At 61.2% G+C, this 19,096-nt stretch carries 18 protein-coding genes and 1 tRNA gene; 6 read left to right on the top strand and 13 right to left on the bottom strand.

Features of this window, described 5'->3' with window-relative positions; translation table 11 throughout:
* Positions 1 to 46 precede the first annotated feature (46 nt).
* Positions 47 to 937: a LysR substrate-binding domain-containing protein gene (locus tag IEV62_RS11160; protein WP_188447434.1), complete on the bottom strand. Its 891-nt coding sequence runs from the start codon at positions 935 to 937 to the stop codon at positions 47 to 49.
* A 336-nt stretch (positions 938 to 1,273) separates the two neighbouring features.
* Between IEV62_RS11160 and IEV62_RS11165 the strand changes: the two genes are divergently transcribed.
* Positions 1,274 to 3,562 carry a CDC48 family AAA ATPase gene (locus IEV62_RS11165; protein ID WP_188447488.1) on the top strand — a complete coding sequence of 763 codons (2,289 nt, stop codon included), beginning with the start codon at positions 1,274 to 1,276 and terminating at the stop codon, positions 3,560 to 3,562.
* Here IEV62_RS11165 and IEV62_RS11170 read toward each other — a convergent pair.
* Together IEV62_RS11170 and IEV62_RS11175 are read right to left on the bottom strand one after the other, a co-directional pair.
* Entirely contained in the window at positions 3,503 to 4,873 is a 1,371-nt protein-coding gene (locus IEV62_RS11170; protein WP_188447436.1) for an MFS transporter, read from the bottom strand. The two genes, IEV62_RS11165 and IEV62_RS11170, sit on opposite strands and share 60 nt — an antisense overlap.
* Positions 4,870 to 6,042: a phospholipase D-like domain-containing protein gene (locus IEV62_RS11175; RefSeq protein WP_188447438.1), complete on the bottom strand. Its 1,173-nt coding sequence runs from the start codon at positions 6,040 to 6,042 to the stop codon at positions 4,870 to 4,872. Before IEV62_RS11175 ends, IEV62_RS11170 begins: the two co-directional genes overlap by 4 nt.
* Positions 6,043 to 6,157: 115 nt before the next feature.
* On the opposite strand from IEV62_RS11175, the gene rpoZ reads away from it, so the two are divergent.
* Positions 6,158 to 6,502, top strand: coding sequence for a DNA-directed RNA polymerase subunit omega (gene rpoZ / locus IEV62_RS11180; protein ID WP_188447440.1), 345 nt, complete (start codon positions 6,158 to 6,160; stop codon positions 6,500 to 6,502).
* A gap of 112 nt (positions 6,503 to 6,614) precedes the next feature.
* Here rpoZ and IEV62_RS11185 read toward each other — a convergent pair whose 3' ends face one another.
* From IEV62_RS11185 to IEV62_RS11195, 3 genes are all read right to left on the bottom strand, one after another.
* A complete protein-coding gene (locus tag IEV62_RS11185; protein WP_188447442.1) occupies positions 6,615 to 7,847 on the bottom strand; it encodes a hypothetical protein in 1,233 nt (410 codons plus the stop codon).
* Between the two features lie 209 nt (positions 7,848 to 8,056).
* Entirely contained in the window at positions 8,057 to 8,728 is a 672-nt protein-coding gene (locus IEV62_RS11190; RefSeq protein WP_188447444.1) for an RlmE family RNA methyltransferase, read from the bottom strand.
* A 25-nt stretch (positions 8,729 to 8,753) separates the two neighbouring features.
* Positions 8,754 to 9,836, bottom strand: coding sequence for a Ppx/GppA phosphatase family protein (locus IEV62_RS11195; RefSeq protein WP_229733044.1), 1,083 nt, complete (start codon positions 9,834 to 9,836; stop codon positions 8,754 to 8,756).
* Positions 9,837 to 10,022: 186 nt separating this feature from the next.
* Here IEV62_RS11195 and IEV62_RS11200 point away from each other — a divergent pair.
* A tRNA-Gln gene (locus IEV62_RS11200) sits at positions 10,023 to 10,096 on the top strand.
* A 226-nt stretch (positions 10,097 to 10,322) separates the two neighbouring features.
* Positions 10,323 to 11,489: a site-specific integrase gene (locus IEV62_RS11205; RefSeq protein WP_188447446.1), complete on the top strand. Its 1,167-nt coding sequence runs from the start codon at positions 10,323 to 10,325 to the stop codon at positions 11,487 to 11,489.
* Positions 11,490 to 11,558: 69 nt separating this feature from the next.
* On the opposite strand, the gene IEV62_RS11210 is transcribed toward IEV62_RS11205, so the two are convergent.
* Positions 11,559 to 12,095 (bottom strand): hypothetical protein, encoded by a 537-nt coding sequence (locus IEV62_RS11210; protein ID WP_188447448.1) that lies wholly within the window; start codon positions 12,093 to 12,095, stop codon positions 11,559 to 11,561.
* Positions 12,096 to 12,211: 116 nt separating this feature from the next.
* On the opposite strand from IEV62_RS11210, the gene IEV62_RS11215 reads away from it, so the two are divergent.
* The gene (locus IEV62_RS11215; RefSeq protein ID WP_188447450.1) at positions 12,212 to 12,820 is read left to right on the top strand and encodes a hypothetical protein; all 609 of its coding nucleotides are present in this window, start codon (positions 12,212 to 12,214) and stop codon (positions 12,818 to 12,820) included.
* The gene (locus tag IEV62_RS11220; protein ID WP_188447452.1) at positions 12,817 to 13,017 is read left to right on the top strand and encodes a hypothetical protein; all 201 of its coding nucleotides are present in this window, start codon (positions 12,817 to 12,819) and stop codon (positions 13,015 to 13,017) included. Before IEV62_RS11215 ends, IEV62_RS11220 begins: the two co-directional genes overlap by 4 nt.
* On the opposite strand, the gene IEV62_RS18425 is transcribed toward IEV62_RS11220, so the two are convergent.
* The 6 genes from IEV62_RS18425 to IEV62_RS11245 all read right to left on the bottom strand — a co-directional run.
* Entirely contained in the window at positions 12,986 to 13,132 is a 147-nt protein-coding gene (locus IEV62_RS18425) for a DUF6538 domain-containing protein (RefSeq protein ID WP_373868586.1), read from the bottom strand. The genes IEV62_RS11220 and IEV62_RS18425 overlap by 32 nt on opposite strands.
* 337 nt (positions 13,133 to 13,469) lie before the next feature.
* On the bottom strand, positions 13,470 to 13,907 hold the full coding sequence (locus IEV62_RS11225) for a hypothetical protein (protein ID WP_188447454.1): 438 nt from the start codon (positions 13,905 to 13,907) through the stop codon (positions 13,470 to 13,472).
* Between the two features lie 38 nt (positions 13,908 to 13,945).
* The gene (locus IEV62_RS11230; protein ID WP_188447456.1) at positions 13,946 to 14,254 is read right to left on the bottom strand and encodes a hypothetical protein; all 309 of its coding nucleotides are present in this window, start codon (positions 14,252 to 14,254) and stop codon (positions 13,946 to 13,948) included.
* A complete protein-coding gene (locus IEV62_RS11235; protein ID WP_188447458.1) occupies positions 14,251 to 14,808 on the bottom strand; it encodes a recombinase family protein in 558 nt (185 codons plus the stop codon). Before IEV62_RS11235 ends, IEV62_RS11230 begins: the two co-directional genes overlap by 4 nt.
* A 183-nt stretch (positions 14,809 to 14,991) precedes the next feature.
* Entirely contained in the window at positions 14,992 to 17,652 is a 2,661-nt protein-coding gene (locus tag IEV62_RS11240) for a DEAD/DEAH box helicase (protein WP_188447460.1), read from the bottom strand.
* 1 nt (position 17,653) lies between these two features.
* The coding region (locus tag IEV62_RS11245) for a DNA methyltransferase (RefSeq protein WP_229733046.1) at positions 17,654 to 19,096 on the bottom strand (1,443 nt) is incomplete at its 5' end.

Genomic DNA, 19,096 nt, shown 5'->3' on the forward strand with positions numbered 1-19,096 from the left:
ACGTCTTTTCCTGCTAATGCCGCGGCATTACGGCATAAAACAGGCGCTAGACGCCCGGCTCGGCGATTGTTGCGATCAGCCAGTCGTGGAACAGCTTGACCGGGCGCGTTGCAAGCGCGCGCGGGCGGCAGGCGAACCAATAGCTGTACGGGCTTTCCACCACGATATCGAACAGCCGCACGATCCGCTCATCGCGCGCATCCTGAAAATGGCTTTCGTGCATGAACGCGATGCCGAGCCCCTGCGCGGCAGCCTCGAGCATCAATTGCCCGGAATCGAAATGGTCGATCGCCAGCGGCTCGAGCTCGCCCAGCCCTGCTGCGGCGCGCCACGCGCTGAACGTATCGGGCATGTCGCGGTGGACGAGCGCAGTCAGCCCGGCGAGCTGTTCGGGGCGCACGATCGGATCGTCGCGTTCGACCAGCGCGCGCGCGCCGATGACATAGACCTGGTTGCGGTCGAGCCGCCGCGCGTAGAGCGTCGGATCGATCTCGCGCGCCAGCGCGATCACCGCATCGAGCCCCTCGCCCAGCCGCGCCAGCCCATGTTGCGCGGTGTCGATATCGAGATGCAGTTCGGGATGCCGGGTGCGCAGTTCACCGAGCCGCGGGAACAGCCGCTGCGATGCGAACAACGGCAGGATGCCGAGCCGCAGCCGCAAGACATCGGTATTGCTCGTCATCACCTCGACCGCGTCGGACAATTGATCGAGCGCCGGCGCGATCTGCGCCAGCAGCCGTTCGCCATCGGCGTTGAGCACGACCGCCTGATGCCGCCGTTCGAACAAGGGGCGCGCGATGAACCGCTCAAGCGCTTGAATCCGGCGGCTGAGCGCGGGTGGCGACAAAGCAAGCTCTTGTGATGCGGCCTTGATCGACCCGGTCCGCGCGACCTGAACGAACGCTTCGATCGCGGTGAGCGGTGGCAGTCTGCGCATTGTCGGACGATCCTCTCTATGGTTCTTTGTGCAGCGCACAAAGATACCCTCACCTCGAAAGCTAACATTCCTCCACGGCAAAAAGGAAGCACCGATTGCAGAAAGTGCAATCGTGCGCGATCCTTTCGCACTTGCAACATAAACCGAGTCGCTGCAGATAGGGGGTGCCTTTCAGGCATCCTCTCCTAAAACTTTCAAGGCCGATCCTCCGGGGTCGGCCCTTTTTTTGTGCATTTTCCGGCGCTTGGCACGGCGCGTCAGTATCGCCCTATTATTCGTGGAACCGCCTTCCTATCTCGCGCACTCAGCAATGGGTTCCACGTGAAGGTAGCAGAAATGGCGGATGCCGAGGCACCGATTCAGAAATTGCAGGTCGCCAATGCACGGCCCGAGGATAGTGGTCGTGGGTTGGCGCATCTGCCGCGCGCGATGCTGGCGGCGCTTGGCATCGGCGAAGGCGATGTGATCGAGATCATCGGCAAATCCTCGACCCCGGCGCGCGCGGTGGCACCTTATGCCGAGGATGAGGGGCTCGAGATCATTCGTATCGACGGTCTGCAGCGCGCCAATGCCGGTGTCGGGTCGGGCGATTTCGTCGAGGTCCGCAAGGTCGAATCGAAGGCGGCCACGCGGGTGGTGTTCGCCCCGGCACAGCAGAACCTGCGGCTACAGGGGTCGAGTCAGGCGCTCAAGCGCACCTTTTTCGGGCGGCCGCTGACGCAAGGCGACATCGTCGCCACCGCGGGACAGCAGCGCGTCGACAATATGCCGCCCGGCGTCCAGAACATGCTGCGCGCGCCGGCCTATGCGCTGCAGGAGATCCGCCTCGCGGTCATATCGACGGTGCCCAAGGGCGTCGTCCATGTCGACGAGACGACCGAGATCGAGCTGCGCCCCGAATATGAGGAGCCGAAGGAAGCGCGCCGCGCCGACGTCACCTATGACGATATCGGCGGGATGGGCCCGACGATCGACCAGTTGCGCGAGATGGTCGAACTCCCTTTGCGCTATCCCGAGCTGTTCCAGCGGCTGGGCGTCGACCCGCCCAAGGGCGTGTTGCTGCACGGGCCGCCGGGCACGGGCAAGACGCGACTCGCGCGTGCGGTCGCCAATGAATCGGCGGCGGAATTCTTCCTGATCAACGGGCCCGAGATCATGGGCTCGGCCTATGGCGAATCCGAAGGCAAACTCCGCCAGGTGTTCGAGGAAGCCGCCAAGGCCGCGCCCTCGATCGTGTTCATCGACGAAATCGATTCGATCGCGCCCAAGCGCGGTCAGGTGTCGGGCGAGGCGGAGAAGCGGCTCGTAGCGCAATTGCTGACACTGATGGACGGGCTCGAAGCGCGCGCCAATGTCGTGGTGATTGCGGCGACCAATCGCCCCGAGGCGATCGACGAAGCGCTGCGCCGTCCCGGCCGGTTCGACCGCGAAATCGTCATCGGCGTGCCCGACGAACGGGGCCGCCGCGAGATTCTCGGCATCCACACGCGCGGAATGCCGCTGGGCGACAAGGTCGATCTCGATGAGTTGTCGCGTACGACCTATGGCTTTGTCGGGGCCGATCTCGCCGCGCTCGCGCGCGAAGCGGCGATCGAGGCGGTGCGCAAGCTGATGCCGCGCTTGAATCTCTCCGAAGGGACGATTCCGCCCGAAATCCTCGATACACTTGCCGTGACGCGCGAGGATTTCCTCGATGCGCTGAAACGCGTCCAGCCGAGCGCGATGCGCGAAGTGATGGTCGAGGCACCGCGTGTGCGGTGGGACGATGTCGGCGGGCTCGACGATGCGCAGATCCGCTTGAAGGAAGGCGTCGAACTGCCGCTGAAGGACCCCGATGCGTTCCGGCGACTGGGGATACGCCCGGCCAAGGGCTTCCTGCTCTACGGCCCGCCCGGCACCGGCAAGACCTTGCTCGCCAAGGCGGTCGCGCGCGAGGCGCAGGCCAATTTCATCGCGACCAAATCGTCTGATCTGTTGAGCAAATGGTATGGCGAGAGCGAGCAGCAAATCGCCAAATTGTTTGCGCGCGCGCGGCAAGTCGCGCCGTGCGTGATCTTCATCGACGAACTCGATTCGCTCGTGCCCACGCGCGGCAGCGGGATGGGCGAGCCGCAAGTGACCGAGCGCGTCGTCAACACGATCCTGGCGGAGATGGACGGGCTGGAGGAATTGCAGTCGGTCGTCGTGATCGGCGCGACCAACCGGCCCAATTTGATCGACCCGGCCTTGTTGCGGCCGGGCCGGTTCGACGAACTGATCTATGTCGGCGTACCCGACCGTCCCGGGCGTGAGCGCATCCTGAAAATCCAGACCGGCAAGATGCCGCTTGCCGCCGATGTCGATTTGTCGACCGTCGCGGCGCGGACCGATCGCTTTACGGGTGCCGATCTGGAGGATGTCGTGCGCCGCGCGGGCCTCAACGCGCTGCGCCGCAGTCTGAAGGCGGCGGAAGTGTCGATGGTCGATTTCGAGGAAGCGCTGAAGGATTCACGCGCCTCGGTCACGCCCGAACTGGAGCGCGAGTATGAGTCGATGAAGGCGCGGCTCAAGCAGGATGCGACGTCGCTACAGCCGATCGGCTTCGTCTCGCCCGGCCAGTTGCGCGCCCGCGAGCGAGATGGCTGAGGGCTCGCGCAAGGCGAAGCGGGCGTAGGCGAACAATACGAGCATCGCCGCGCCCGCGAGCAAATACGGCAAGGAATGCTGCACTTCATACAGGCCAACGCCGATCGACGGGCCGAGCACGAAGGCGGCGCCATTGACCGAAGTGACCTTGCCCGCGACCGAGCCTTGCGCATTATGGCCGACCGCAAGCGAGGCCCCGGCGGTAAAGGCAGGGCGGGTGAAGCCGAAGCCGACGCTCGCCAGCGCATAGGCGCAGGCGATACTGTAGAGCGAGGTCGCAAGCCCGGTCAGCGCGCAGCCCATCGCGGCGAACACCAGTCCGGTCAGCATCATCGTGCGCGGGCGCAAATTGAGGTTGGGGATGATCCCCCATTGCACCAGCAGCGCCGCCCCTGCCCCCATCATCAGCACGAGTCCCGTCGGCTGCAGCGCGAGCGCCGGCGCGACGTGGAGCCGATCGATGACGAGGAAGCCGATCGCCTGGCCCGTCATCGCCTGACCATGCCCCATCACCAGCCCGGCGATCATCCAGCTGCGGATGCGCGGATCGGTATAGCCGACGGGTTCGCTGTGCGGTTCGGTCGCCGCGGTGATGCTGGCACCCGAACTTTGCCCGCCGATCGAGGGGTAGGCATTGGCGGCGCCGTGACAGTCGTCGCGCGGCACATCGCCCGGACGCGGACGGTCATCGGGAAGGATGCGCAGCACCGCGATCCATACGCACAGCCCGAACAGTGAAAAGATGAAGGCCGGCCCCGCCAGCCCGATCTCGACCCCGCCAAGCGACCCGAGCAGCAGATAGGGGGCGATCGCCGGCCCAAGGATCGTCCCGAGGCCGAAGGCCGAGCCCAACAACGTCAACGCCTTGGTCCGCTCAGCGCGCGTCGTGCGGCCCGCGACCAGCGCCTGCACCGCGGGCGGAGCCGCCGCGCCGAAACTGCCGTAGATCAGCCGACCGCCGATGAAGCAGACGAACGCGGTCGTGCCGCCGATCCAGCCATTGATCCCGGCGGCAAGACATATCCCGCAAATCGCCAGCGACAGCGCAAACCCGCCCATGCCGAGCAGGATCATCGCGCGCCGGCCATGCCGGTCCGCGCGGTTGGCCCAGAACGGGGCGGCCAGTACCCAAAGCAAGGCCGACACCGAAAAGGCGGCGGCCACCGCGCTGTCGGGCACCTTGAGCGATCGCCCAAGCGCGGGCAGCACCGATTGCAGCGCGGTATTGCCGCCCGCGATCGTCAGCATCACGACGAACAACAACGCAAAATCGCGGTCGGGCCGTGACGAGGGCGACGCCGCAGCGGTCATGCGCGCGGCCCGAAATTGAGCCGCTTGGTGATGTTATAGTCGAGCACGGTCATCACGAAAAAGGCCGCGGCCTGTTTGGTGCGCGTCCACCAGCCGGTGCGGGCCCGGTACAGCGCGGCGGTGATGCGTTCGGATTCGGCGACCTCGCCGTCGACATAGGTGCGGACGTGCGCGGCAAAGGTGGCGTCCTCGATCCGCAGCATCATTTCCAGATTCAGGAACAGGCTGCGAATGTCGTAATTGGACGAGCCGATATAGACCACATCGTCGAGCACGAAGAGCTTGGTGTGGAGTTTGGTCGGCTGATATTCGTAGATCTGCACGCGTTTGCGCAGCAGCCCGGCATACGTGAAGCGCGATGCCCAGATCGCCGCGCCATGATCGTTCTTGGAGGCAAGCACGATCCGCACCTCCCCGCGCAAACCCGCGGTATCGAGCCGCCGCAGCATCGCCGGGCTTGGGGCGAAATAAGCGGAGATCAGGTCGACCTTCATTGCGCGCTGCAAGTCTTTCTTCAAAGCGTGCGCCCAAGGCGACAGCCGCCGCGTCGGGCCACCGAACAGCCAGCGCACGTTGCCCTCGGGCTCGCTCCAGCTCTGCAAGGCGCGGCGCAAGGCGCGCAGCGGCGGCTTGGACCGCGCCGCCCAGCGCGCCAGCGCATCGAAATAGCCGGTGATGCTGTGCGCGGCGGCGCCCTCGATCAGCAAACCGAGATCGCGCCACGCCTGTTCGGCGGGCGTGCCGAAATAGCTGTCCTCAACGTTGAACCCGCCGATGATCGCGCGCGCATCGTTCTGCTCGCCATCGGCGAGTGCGAGTTTTTGATGGTTGCGCAGCAGATAACGCCGCCCCCAGCGCGGCACGAAGCGGCACACCGTCACGCCAGCCGCGCGCAGCGGCGCGAAGAAATCATGGCTTTCGGCCACTTCGCTGCCAAGCCCATCGACGATCAGCGACACGCGCACGCCGCGCGCCGCCGCACGGAGCATCGCCGCGCGCACCGTTTTGCCGGCTTCGTCATCGACATAAATGTAATAGATAATCCGCAAGGTATGCCGCGCGCCGTCGATCAGCGCGATCAGCGCATCGAGCCGCCGCGGCCCGGTGTCGAGCAGCGTGAGCGTATTGCCCGCAATTCCAAAGGTAGGTTGCACTGCGGACTCTGCCATCGCTATTGCTCTGGCGGGACGATACGGGCCACGCAAGCCGAATTTCTTGACTCTGCGCGCCTTCCCGCCTAGATCGCCGCCTTTCCGACATTCGTCGCACAGAAGGAAGCCGTTCATGGCGCGCGTCACCGTCGAAGATTGCGTCGACAAGATTCCCAATCGCTTCGATCTCGTCCTGTTTGCGGCACAACGTGCGCGGCAAATCTCGGGCGGCGCCGAAATCACGATCGATCGCGACCGCGACAAAAACCCGGTCGTCGCCTTGCGCGAAATCGCCGAGGAAATGGTCCATCCGCCGACACTGAAGGAATCGATCATCAACGGCCTGCAGCGCGTCCAAGTCGATGACGAAGACGTCGCCGATGCGGTTGGTTCGCTCGCGGCTTCGGCCGAGGCACTGCGCCTGACGGCGGCAGCACCGCCGCGCAACCAGAACCTGGGTGCGGATTACGAAGGTTGAGGCCCAAGGCTAACGCTTAAGCGTTAGCCGCGGATCAGCCGAAACCCGGACGGCGGGCCCTCGGCCCCGACCGACGACGTGGCTTTGCCACGGCGCTATCGTCCTGATGCACCTAATCCCGCAAGGCAGTCGATAGCGCCGCCTTGCCCAGCGCGGCGACGTCGTCGCGCGGGTCGCCATAACCGCCATGCACCAGTCGCGCGATGCGCTGCATGAGCGGTTCCGGCGCACCGTTCTTCTGCGCCGCCGCGATAAAGGCCCGCTCGTCCCACGGCGCGCCAGCCTTGACGAGCGCGAACAGCGTCTTGTTGACGGCGTGCAACCCGTCGCCATTTCCGGCCCGTAGCGAATCATCGACCGCCAGCCAGATCAGCAATCCGCACTGATAGTGCAGGTCGAAGTTCCCGGCGGCGGTGGCCTGATCGAGCGGAGCGCTCGCCAGCCCTTTCGCGCAGTCGGCCTCGGCACTGCGAACCCGACCTCCGACATACGCGCGGTCTTCGGTCCCGCGTCGCGCCAAGACGAGCGCGGCCATCGCATCGGCGCCGCCCTCGTGGATCCACGTTGCGGTTTCGTCGCCCGCGAGCTTGCCGATCTTGTCCTGCTGGAAGAGACGGGCGGCTTCGTGCGCGAAAAACCAGTCGAGCCAGAAGTGCGCCCCCGCAGTCACGCGTTGGCGGGCATTTTCCCCGTCGAAATGCATAAAGATCTGACCCGGCAGCGTTCCGCCCTGGGTCGAGACATGGCCGTCCTTTCGGGGCCGGGCATCGATCGAGACATACAACTCGGGACGGAACGACAAAGCGCCATAGCTGCGCGCGAACGTTTCCATCGCGCGGGGCAGCGACTGTTTCAAATGGTCGCGTGCGATGGGTGGAAGGCCGGGGTCGATGATCGCGATGAATCCCTCGGCATCCTCCGGCACCAGCCTCCCGACAAAAATGTTGGTGCCTTCGTCGCGACTGATAAAGCGCGTTCGATCGGCAAAACGGCGCGCTTCGACGCCAATGGTCTTTCCCGTTGCAGTGATGTCGATCGGCAAGGCCGCGGCGCCCTCGCATGGCGCGCGCAAGCAGGCATGGAACTGGCCCGAGTGGATCAGGACGCTCCCGTCGCTGAACGGGGAGAAGGGCGCGTAGCTCTTCGGCAAAGCGCGGTAGCGGGCCGGCAGGGTGAATCGCACTGAGCGGAATACGCCGCCATCGGATCGCTCAATCCGCTCGCCGGGGCCTTCCTGAATCCATCGGAAACCGCCCGATTGCGGTTGCCAATCCTCCGGGCGATACCCGCCCAACGCCTGCGCAAAATGGAGCGCCCGGGTCGGCGCCGTTATCCGATAGGTCACTACGACGGTTTCGTCGGGTCGAACGTCGAGGTCGAGTGTGATCGGTGAAGCAGTGTTTTGGGAAAGTCGGTCGATCGACGCGCAGGACGACAGCGCAAAACAGAGAAGAAGTGCGGCCAAGGCCGCTTTCGGGGACGCCTTCATAGTGCCACCTCGGGCCGAAACGGATGGGCCGTAACGATCCGTCGGGCGACGCGGATTGGCAAGCGTTAATCCGCTGAGCGCCCCTTAAATCCCTGCGCCACGACATACCATTCGCTCGACGCCTTGCGCGACGCCGGCGGCTTGGCATGCTTCACGGTCGCGAAGTTGCGCTTCAATTCCGCCACCAGCGCGGTATCCGCGCCGCCGGCAAACACCTTCCCCACGAACACCCCGCCCGGTGCCAGCACGTCGATCGCGAATTCCAGCGCCGCCTCGACCAGACCCATCGTGCGCAGCGCATCGGTTTGCGGATGGCCGACGGTGTTGGCTGCCATGTCCGACAAGACCAGATCGGGCATGCCGTCGAGCGCGGCGCAAAGCCGTTCGGGCGCGACATCGTCCATGAAATCGAGCTGGAGGATCGTCACACCGTCGATTGGATCGACGGGAAGCAAATCGATCCCGACGATCGCCGCCTTGGGCACTTGCCGCCGCACCACTTGCGCCCAGCCGCCCGGCGCGATGCCGAGATCGACGACGCGGCGTTTGCCCTTGAGAAAGCCGAAGCGTTCGTCGAGTTCGCTCAATTTATAGGCCGCCCGGCTGCGAAAGCCGTCGGCCTTGGCGCGCTTGACGTAGGGGTCATTCAACTGCCGGTCGAGCCAGCGCGTCGATTGCGCGGTGCGCTTGCGCGCGGTTTTCACGCGGACCCTAAGGCCGCCCCCGTCGCGGCTCACGCGACCATCCTAAAGCTATCCCTGCTCATGACCCATTTCCCATCAAACGCCGTAAAATGCCTTCGCGGATGCCACGATCGGCGATCCCGATCCGCTCCGCCGGCCACAAATCCATGATCGTCTCGAGAATCGCGCAGCCCGCCACCACCAGATCGGCGCGCTCGGTGCCGATGCAAGGGAGCGTGGCACGCTCGCGTAAATCCATCGCCGCCAGATCCGCGCTGATCCGCCGCAGCGCAGGTGCCGGAACGATCAGTCCGTCGACTTGCGCACGGTCATAATGCGTCAGCCCGAGATGCACGCTGGCAAGCGTCGTGACCGTACCCGACGTGCCAAGCAAGCGCGGCACCACGACATCCCGCGGCAAGCGTGCGGCGAAACCCGCCATGCTTTCCGCAACCAGATCGCGCATCCGGGCGTAGCTGGCGGCGCGCCCCTCGGCGCCGCCATCGCGCCCCGGCGGGCCGTGGCCGGCACTTTCGGTGAGCGAGACCACGCCCCATGGCGCGCTGTGCCAGTCGAGCACGACCGGCAGAGCGGGGCGCGTATCGACCAGCACCAACTCGGTTGATCCGCCGCCTATGTCGAATACCAGAGCGGGGCCCTCGCCCGGCTCGATCAGCGCGTGGCAGCCAAGCACCGCAAGGCGGGCTTCTTCCTCCGCGGAGATGATGTCGAGCAGGATGCCCGTCTCGGCATAAGCGCGCGCGATGAAATCGGGGCCATTGCTTGCGCGCCGGCACGCCTCGGTCGCCACCGCGCGCGACAGCGTGACGTTGCGCCGCTTCAATTTGTCGGCGCAGATTTTCAGCGCGGCGATCGTGCGTTCGATCGCGGCGTCGCTGAGGCGCCCCGAACTCGCCAGCCCCTCGCCCAGCCGCACGATTCGCGAAAAGGCGTCGACCACGGCAAAGCCATCGCCTTGCGGGCGCGCGATTAACAGCCGACAGTTATTGGTACCGAGATCGAGCGCGGCGAAATGGCGGGGTTCGCGTGGCCGCGCCGTGCCCGCCGCCTTACCTGGGGCCTTGGGATGTGCGTTGCCGTGGACCGGCGCCGAACGAGCAGGGCGGGCCTGCCGGTACGGCATATCGGGAACGTCCCCCATGCCGTGTTACTCGCTTATTCTGTTCTGCCGTCGCGCCGTGCCGAAGGGCGCGACGCTCGGTGCTTGGGCGCGATCCTAGCGGATGGCCGGGTGGGCGGCAAGCGACGGACTTTGCACGGATTGCGCGGCTCAGTTGACACTCAGGGCCCACACCCGTAGATCGCGGCCCGGCCCACGCCTTGCTGATGCCCCGTCGTCTAATGGTAAGACTGCGGTTTCTGATACCGCCTATTGAGGTTCGAATCCTCACGGGGCATCCAGCCATGCTAACACCATTGAAAAACAACAGTTTTTACCCCATCGGGGTGCGGACTGTAGCCCAACGGTGTCGCCCAAAGGTCGGCGTGATCATGGGTCAAACCATTCTGATAGAACGATAATCGGTCGATCACGGTGTAGCCCAATGGTGTCGCCCANCGTTCATTGGCAACATCTTCACGTCGTGAAGCAAGGCGCGCGCTTCGCGCGACGGCGCATGAAATCGACATGTACTTCGACGATGTGCGGCGAAACGGTGCGCCAACTCGCGCGGCAACGACTCGACCATCGCGGGCAGCACCAGCAGACGAAATCACGCTGCGTCAGGCATACGAGATGTTCCTCAACGACGCATCGACAGCGCGGTCCGCAAAAACGCTGCTCGCTTACCGCACGATCAGCCAGACGGTCATGGACATTCTCGGGGAGCATGTGCCGCTGCGATCAATCACCCGACCCCAGTGCCGCGAGTTGCTTACGAAGCTGGGCATGCTTCCGCTGCACGCGCGAGCACGGTGGCCAGATCGTAGCGCGCTTGAGGCCATTTCGCTCGGCGAAGGTCAAGGCTTGCGAACGATGAGTCCTGCACACGTCAACGGCCATATGAATAAGTTTTCGTCCCTGCTGAATTGGGCAACCAAGGAGGAACTGATTGCGCGAAATCCTGCGCTCGGCCTGCGCGTCCATGATCCTATCCCAGCCCGTGACAAGCGCCGACCTTTCAGCACACAACAACTTCAGAAAATCTTCGAGGCACCTATTTTTCGAGGCTGCATAGATGACGAAAATGGATACGCAGCCTCGGGATTTAACAAGCCAAAGCGCGGTCGTTTTTGGATACCAATCATCGGCTTGCATTCGGGCCTACGACTGAACGAAGCCTGCCAACTCGATACTTCCGACGTGAGGATGGTCGATGGGCATCTCTGTTTCCTGATCACCACCGCGTCGATGCACGGGGGGGACGACAAGCGCTTGAAGACATTATCGAGCGAGAGGATATTGCCTGTTCATCCCGTTCTGCTCGATTTGGGGTTCGCAGATTATGTAGAGGAGCGTCGGTTCGCCAACGATCTCAAATTATTCCCAGAACTACCGCTCCGACACGGTCTTTACTCCCACCTATTCAGCAGGTGGTTTGGTCGCTTCCTCGTTTCGTGCGGCGCAGCCGCAGAACGAACGTGCTATCATTCCTTCCGCCACAGCTTCAGGGATGCCTGCCGAGCAGCCCATCTTGATCGTGATTTGGTGATGGCGTTGGGCGGCTGGTCGTCTGCCTCAGATGCTTCGGGATCAGTTTCCGATAGCTACGGCAGGGGGCACTCGTCCGAAGCGCTTCATCAAGCAATTACAAAGATCGCATACGACGGGATCGACTGGAACGCGTTGAAATGACGTTTTGCTGCAAATATGTGAGCGATTCGCGCCTGCGGTACGTGCAGGATATTGGCGGCACGCGAGAGATCAAAGGGACTGCGATTCACTTGCCGCTTGGGCGACGTCAGCGTCCAAATCACGTCTTAGGCGGCGACGGAGTGGGTGCGGTGTTGCGGTGCAGCGGGCGAGCGCGATACGCACGGCGGGATCAGAATGGCCCGAGAGATGGTCGGCTATGATAGCAACGTCGATCTCAGTGAAAAGATCAAGATCACCTGCAATCGTGGTTGCCAAATCGACGTCGCCCGATGCGAAGGCGCGCAAACGCTCCGTTGTCACCTGTCGCTGGAATGCCCTCGACTGTAAAAGTGCGCGCCGCACTTCAATTGCGCCATCGACTTCGAGTTCCTCGATTGCAGCCGATCCGAGACAATCATATGAGGCGACTACAGCGCGAATAGCGGCGGCGGGGTGCGCTGCGAGCGTCTCGATTAGGTCCGCGTTTGCTGCGTCGTCTGCTATCGCCATAACAAGCGAGCGCAGCGCCTCCGTCCCAAGCGGGATATCGTATGACGGTTGATTGGGCCGATTGATCGTCAGGACGTAAGTTGCGCCGTCTATCATAATTGATTCCTAATTCCGTGAAGCGCACGCGTCGCGTCACCTCACATGCGCCTTTGCGCAGTAATCTATGCCTCTCGCTTTTGCCTTCTTTTTTCTGCATTGTTGAGGCGAAGGAGATGTCCGAGGTGACACAGATAACCGATCCCGCATCATGGGCACAGGCAGCGACAATCGAGTTGCGAAAGATCGCAGAAAACGTCGCCACCGCTTCCACTCCCCAACTTCTTGGGGTCGAACAGCTTGAGTTCAAAAAGCTAGCCGAGACGGCTGGCGCGGCCATCGATAGGCTAACCTTGAATGGCAAAATCGATCGGGATCGGTGCATTTATGTCATTACCCTCGATGACGACGCTGACCCCGAGGCGCTGCAAAACACGTTCGCTGATACCAAAAAGCTTAGCGATCTTAAGCTCCCGCAGCCTAACCATAATTTATCGAAAACGATGTATGTCGGTAGCTCGTGCGCAACGCACAAACGCGCAGGTACCTTACGCAACCGTCTGCGGCAGCATCTGATAAAAGCACCGAAAGGGACCTACGCACTTTCGCTTGCAAGTTGGGCGTCCGAATTAGAGGGCGGGTTGCTCCTAAGAGCATGGCAATACCCTGCGGCAGGAGAGGGAGAGGAAGGCGACGCTATGGCGCGAACGATCGTGCTGGCCATTGAGGATTGGCTATCGGGCGAGCTAAAACCGATGCTGGGGCGTCGTGGATCACGTCATTGATCAGCATCCTGCTGCCCGAGGTGGATGCGGCGCGACTGATGAAACAGATATCGGCCCATACCGCCGCCGAATTCGGTGCCGATTGTGAGCCGTCTGGCTACGAAATCGTAGTGGCGGTTCACCCTGCGTTTGGAGCAGAAGCGGTTCTCAGGCTTGGGGCGCATGTCATACCACTCGGAAAAGCGACCGTTGAGTGATCACCACGTTGATTCGCTCGGTGCCCAGCACCCCCACAAGGTCACGTGGGACACGAACGCGGCATTGAAAAACCGATCCTCGACGCCACAGGCCCCGATCACGATTGGGCGACACCGTTGGGCTACAGTCCGCACCCCGATGGGGTAAAAACTGTTGTTTTTCAATGGTGTTAGCATGGCTGGATGCCCCGTGAGGAGCGAGAGGGGCCGCATTTCCACCGTCGAGGAGAGCCTTGAGCAACGCCTGCTTTTCGCCGATCGAGCGTGATTCAAGGCTGGCGATAACGGTCTCGATCGACGGCTGACCACCATCATCGTCGTGAGCATGGGGGCAGGCTTCTTCACCGTCCTGGGGGGCTGGGTCGATGCTGGTGGTAATGATGGTCTCCTACAGTTGATGGGCGTTATGGTCGGCGTGCCGATCGTGATAATGGCGGTCGCGACCGCTGGTACTATCGTCGCTCGAAGAAGGCGGCGGTTTTGGCCACGCAGCCCTCTGGCATCGGCTTCTTTCTTGTTTGAACGTAGCCCGCGTCGGCCATCACGTCGGCCATGAAGGTGCCTGCCCAACTGGTCGTGTCGTGGTTCCCGTACCGCGAGCCGAGTGCTTTGCTGAGCATGTGATCGACGCCAGCCATGGCTGGTTGACCTTCATCCGAAGCCTTCTTGCCGCCTGCTCGTCCTTCGTCCGAGCGGATGATCTCCTCGATCTTTTGGATGGTCGGATGTTCACGAGGCAGCCCGCCACCTTCGCGGACGAGAAGGTCGTGCTCGACCATTAACGCGATGATCTGCTGCCCCTCAGGCGTGTTCTTGGCGCGCGCATTATCGAAGAGCGTCTCGCGCTTCGCAGCGGGCAGTGCCTCGATCTTCTCCCTCGTCCACTCCATTTGCATCCTCCTGGTGTTGGTCAGCGACGCTACGCCCATCAAGGCCACATGTCCGTCTTGGCTTCATACGATACGGCGTTGGCATCAGCGAACTCGCGAACCGCCCAGTAGCTGCCGAACCGATCCTTCAAGATGTCTTTCAGCACTTCGGGCTCGGGTACATCGGTGATGCCGAGCGCGGCTGACATTTGTGTCTGACCCACATGGTTCAGTCGGATTTGCTTGGCGAACTCGTACGCGACATCTTCGCCGAAGCTGTACCACTCGACGACCACCACGCCGTCCTCGACTGTAAAAATCTGGCCGCGCTGATCGGGGGCTGGTTTAGGCATATCAATGCTGCTCATGCTGCCAACGCCCGATACACGCTCGCCCGACCGATCTTGAGCTTCTTGGCGATCTCGGTTGCGCCCAGGCCTTCCGACCGAAGCTGACGGATATCGTCGGGGTTAATCGTGGCAGGCCGACCGTTGTAGACATCGCCCCGCAGCTTGGCCGCCTCGATCCCGCGCCGCTGCCTCGCCTTGATGAAGTGCTTCTCCATCATCCCGATCATGCCGAACAGCGTGAGCATCACCTCGGCCATCATGTCGGTGCCGTCGAACACGATGCTCGGATCATGGATGCGCAGCACCGCCTTCTTCTCGACGATGCGCTTGGCCACGGTCAGCAGGTCGGCGGTATCGCGCGCGATCCTGTCGGGATGCAGGGCGAGAAGTTCGTCCCCTGGTTCCAGCAGTCGGATCGCGGCTTCGAGTTGATCACGACCGTCCAGGCTCGAACCGTTCCCAACATCGTGGAAGACGACGATCGCGCTGAGCTTGGTCAGCGCAGCCTTCTGGCTCTCGATGTCCTGCCCCTCGTTGGTGCTGATGCGTGCGTAGCCGAGCGTCTTCCCCAAATCGGTCTCCTGTCTCACATGGGTCTAAGAGCGTCGGTCCCGATCGTCTCGAAACAACATCTCCTACCCTATGGGGACGGGAATCACGTCTCAGAAGATGTCCCGTTTGCGGTTACCCTGGCGAGGCAATGAGCGCGCGCGGACAGATCAATGATTATGAAGGTCAAGGATCGTACGGCTGGGTCAGGCTTGGATCGTCACATCTATCAGCGAAAACTTTCGGTCCGTTGGCATGCAAAATAGGCATTTGCCGTCACTTGCATCTGCCCAGACACTTCCGATCATGCGTTTATCCCCCTCGCCTGGATAGAGGTGCCCGCCCTTATATTCCACGACGAGGATGCGGCCATCATGAAGCATTGCAACGAAATCAGGATAGAATTTCTGATGCGGCAGTTGCAACCAAAACGACCCGCTCTTCCCTTCCACATTCCTGATCCAAAACCGCACCATCTCCGAGCGATCCAAATGGACCGCACAGTCGAACTCTTCACCGCTCGGTTTGAGGTCGCCGATCAGACGCGTGTAATGCTTATTGAATTTTGTCGGCCCGCTATACGGCTGATTGAACGCGTAACTCTGATCGTCGAATATCATCGCAAGGTCCCCGCTGGTCGCAAAGGCTGACGCATTGGCGGCAAAAAGTGCCGAGTAGTTCCCAGTTTCCCGTTCGCCGCGCAGGTCAGAAATCAACAGCCCGAGGGTTTTGCGTAGCTCATATTTGTGGCGCGCCAAAACATCCAGCGGCGTCCCCTTGTCGATCAGGCGCTGGACAGCCTTGGAGATGAACACGATTGCGCTCGGCTTAGTGATGTCGGGATGGGAAATGCCCGAATCGAGCCAGTTGGCTAATCGCGGCAAAGTCCATGAAGGTTCTTGAATGACGGCAGAGAGGTCGCCTTGGACGCGCTTGATGAAGTCGATCTCGACCTTGCCCTTATCGGACACATCGATCTGCCCAGTCTGGCTGTGATCGACGAGCTTGAACCGCGCTGCGATCGTGGCGGGGTCGCATTGGTCGAGCCGCCACGGCAAATCCAAGAAGTGCTCTTTCGAGAATAGCTCGAGCTCGCCCTGCTTACGGAACCCGAGCAATGGCACGACGAACGGTGGCTTGTCGGCCGCGTCTGCCGCCGATGTTTGCAAGTTGTTGGACTTCGCGAATAGTCGGTCGATGGCTTTTTCGGCCTTAGGCACCTTGGCGAACGCGAGTTGCAGAAGGTTTCGATTTTCCCGCGACATCGGCCCCTGATACGCGATTACCCGAGTATCCTGATCGAACGAAACCCGCGCCTTGATCGATGGCGGCAACTTCGCCAGCACGGCTTCGACAGCCTGATGGGGCATGTCCTGATCGCCAATGGGGTCGGATTGGTGCCGAACCTGCTCCGCGATCTGCTGATACCCGATGTCGCCCTGGGGAGCGATGATCTGGTCGGCTTCCAGCTTATTGAATCCTGCTCCTTCGACGAGCCCATCCTTTAACTGCTGGGCGGTGGTATCGAAACTACGAGAAGCGACGAACGCATACGCGCAGTTGAGAGCATCACGTCGCTTCCGTTGCGCTTTAGGCATACGGAGCACGCGGCCAAGGATTTGCTCGATGGCTGTTGGGGACACCTGTTCAGCGACCGAACAGAGAATATACGCGAAGGGGCAATCCCAGCCCTCTTTGAGCTTCTGGACTGTAATAATGTAGCGGATTTCACAGTCTCGGCTGTCGATCTTGATCCCGTCCAAGTCCTTCCGTGGACCTGTATGAACGGCGATACGCTCCTTCTTGATCTTCTTGTCTTCAAGCAAATATCGCTCGATCTTATCGAATGTCAGGCGCGTGGGATCGCTCGCCGACGCGTTTTGCGCCTGAAACAGTACCAACGGACGCAGGTATTCCTTGGTCTCCAACTCTTCGGCATTGGCGGCTTCTTCGAGCGCCGTCTGACAATCGAGCGCCGCGCCCAAAGTTTTTTGCCAGTCGGCATCCGTGGTCAGCTTGATCGGCAGCTTGATCATCTGCTCCGCTTTCAGTTCGGCGGCAGAGACGGAATAAAGGATGTTCGACGCGTGCTCGTCAGCGGAAGGATCGTGCTTCGTCTGGGGCGTCGCGGTCAACTCGAGTATCAGCGACGGACTGAATCGAGCAAGCGTATCGAACGATAGGGGCGTGCGAGCATTGTGCGCCTCGTCCACGATTACCATGGGGCGGTGAAGGCGTAGCAGGTTCGCTAACGATGCGACGGGGCGATCCGCGCCTTCGACTCGCTCAAGGCCAGATACTTGCTGATCCGACAGTCCGGAAAAGTGACCCATGAGCGCTCCAGCATCCTGATATGCCTTTAACCCTTCGGAGTCTTGTTCTCCGCTGGCCTGCTCGCGACGAAACGACTGGATTGTCGAGACGATAACGCATGCGCCGCCCTCGGCATCAGCACGCGACATGCACAGGGCCTCGGTCTTTGTGAGGACGGTGATGTTGCTGCTAAAATCCTTGGCCAGCGCTGCGCGATACGGATGCTCGGGGTCTTTCAGCGCGGCAACTGTTTGTTCGAGGATCGGCGTTGACGGCACAAGCCATAACACCATGGGGTTGGTGATCTGCATGAACTCTTGCGCGGCGATGCCAATCGCGTGTGCGGCCATGATGGTCTTGCCGCCCCCGGTCGGAACGCGAAGGCAAATATAGGGCGTGCCCTCGGCGATAATGGGCGCAGCACGATACGGAAGGTTGGTCGCTTTGTAGAAGGCGATGTTGGCCCCGTCACTGTTGCTATCCCGCAGATAGGAACGGAAACGATCCAGTGCCGCGTTCTGATATTCCTTGGGCTGGAAAGTCGGTGCCGTCATGTCACATCCCCTCGATCTGGTAGGGAATTTGCTTGAAAATCACGGCCTCCGCTTTGAGCCGTTCGGGCGATACCGTGCATCCTTCAGCAAACACGATTCGTTGGTCGGGGAAGCCTTGAGATGGTTTGGGCAGATGCGACAGCGCATCGGGAGTCAGGACATTGCCAGCGGCTTTGCGTGAGACGTTCTGTACGGCAGGCTCGAAAAGCAGGTAAATTGCCTTCTTGTCATGCAGCCCGATCAGCGATGATCCACTATCCGCGCGCGCAGGGATCGGCGCGCCCGTCTCGGCGAAGAAGACATGCGCCGCGAGGTCTGGGAACGACACGGCAGGAGCGATATCGCCGAACTCATCGAACAGCGATTCGCCCAACGTGCAGAAACGAAAGCCACCTCCCAATCCCTGTATATCGTCATCCGTTCCAAAAACGCCCGATACAGTGAGTAGGCCATCTTCAATACTCACTTTTACCTCGTCGTATTCGGATCGCTTTTCATCTCGAATCTCTTCCATTTCGGACATCAAAGCGTCAGGATTCTGCAAATCTCGCAGCGTCACCTTTTTCTGATATACGATATCGGTAGACTTGAATTGTGAGCGATACCCACAAACAACATTTTTGAGCCTTTTCAAGGCGACATTTGTGGCGATGTCGTCGCTCATTTCGATCGTAATAAAGCGGCGGCGGCCCCCGTCTTTATTATTCAAATCCAAAACAGCGTGCGCTGTCGATCCTGATCCACAAAAACTATCCAGAACCAAGCAATCTCTGTCTGAAACAAGAGAAATTATTTTTTCAATCAGATCAAATGGCTTTGGAGTATCAAAGCCATGGTTTGTTCCCAAAATCTGATTAAGCTGCGCTTTTGCCTGACGATTTTGCCCGACATCATCAAATATGGTCGATGACGGCATGGTGGGAGTGTCGGATGCGACCTCTATACGATAGGGTGTCCACCCAGACTTTCGCTTCTCCCATTTTACCTCGGGGGTGTGCTTGATCGACTTCCAAGTGTCTGGCCCGATGCTCCATCGCCCTTCCCATCCCTCTTTGGGATGAATCGGCCACACGCCGTTGCCATCTGGGTCGATCATCTCGAACCAGCTATTGGGCCGATCTTCCCGACGGGCACTTTTCCCGTTCTTACGAAGCTGCCGCCACCTTGCGCGCTTACCGTTAAAAATGACAGGATAGGCCTTTAGAATTTCTGGCGAAGGAAGTTGTTGCAGAGCCATTTTTGATTTGTTTTTTGCAAAGCATATAATGTGATCGTGATAATCCGAAAAAATCCGGTTCCCCACATTCGAACTTGGGCTATCCATTTTTTTCCAGATTATATGGGCTTTGTTGCAAAACTGACGTTGGGGATTCACGTAGGGAATCGAGTGGGATAGATGGGCGTGATGCCCAAACCTGCCGCACCTGTGTATCGCACGACGAAC

Source organism: Sphingomonas psychrolutea (assembly GCF_014636175.1).
In the GTDB taxonomy this organism is placed as follows: Bacteria; Pseudomonadota; Alphaproteobacteria; order Sphingomonadales; family Sphingomonadaceae; genus Sphingomonas; species Sphingomonas psychrolutea.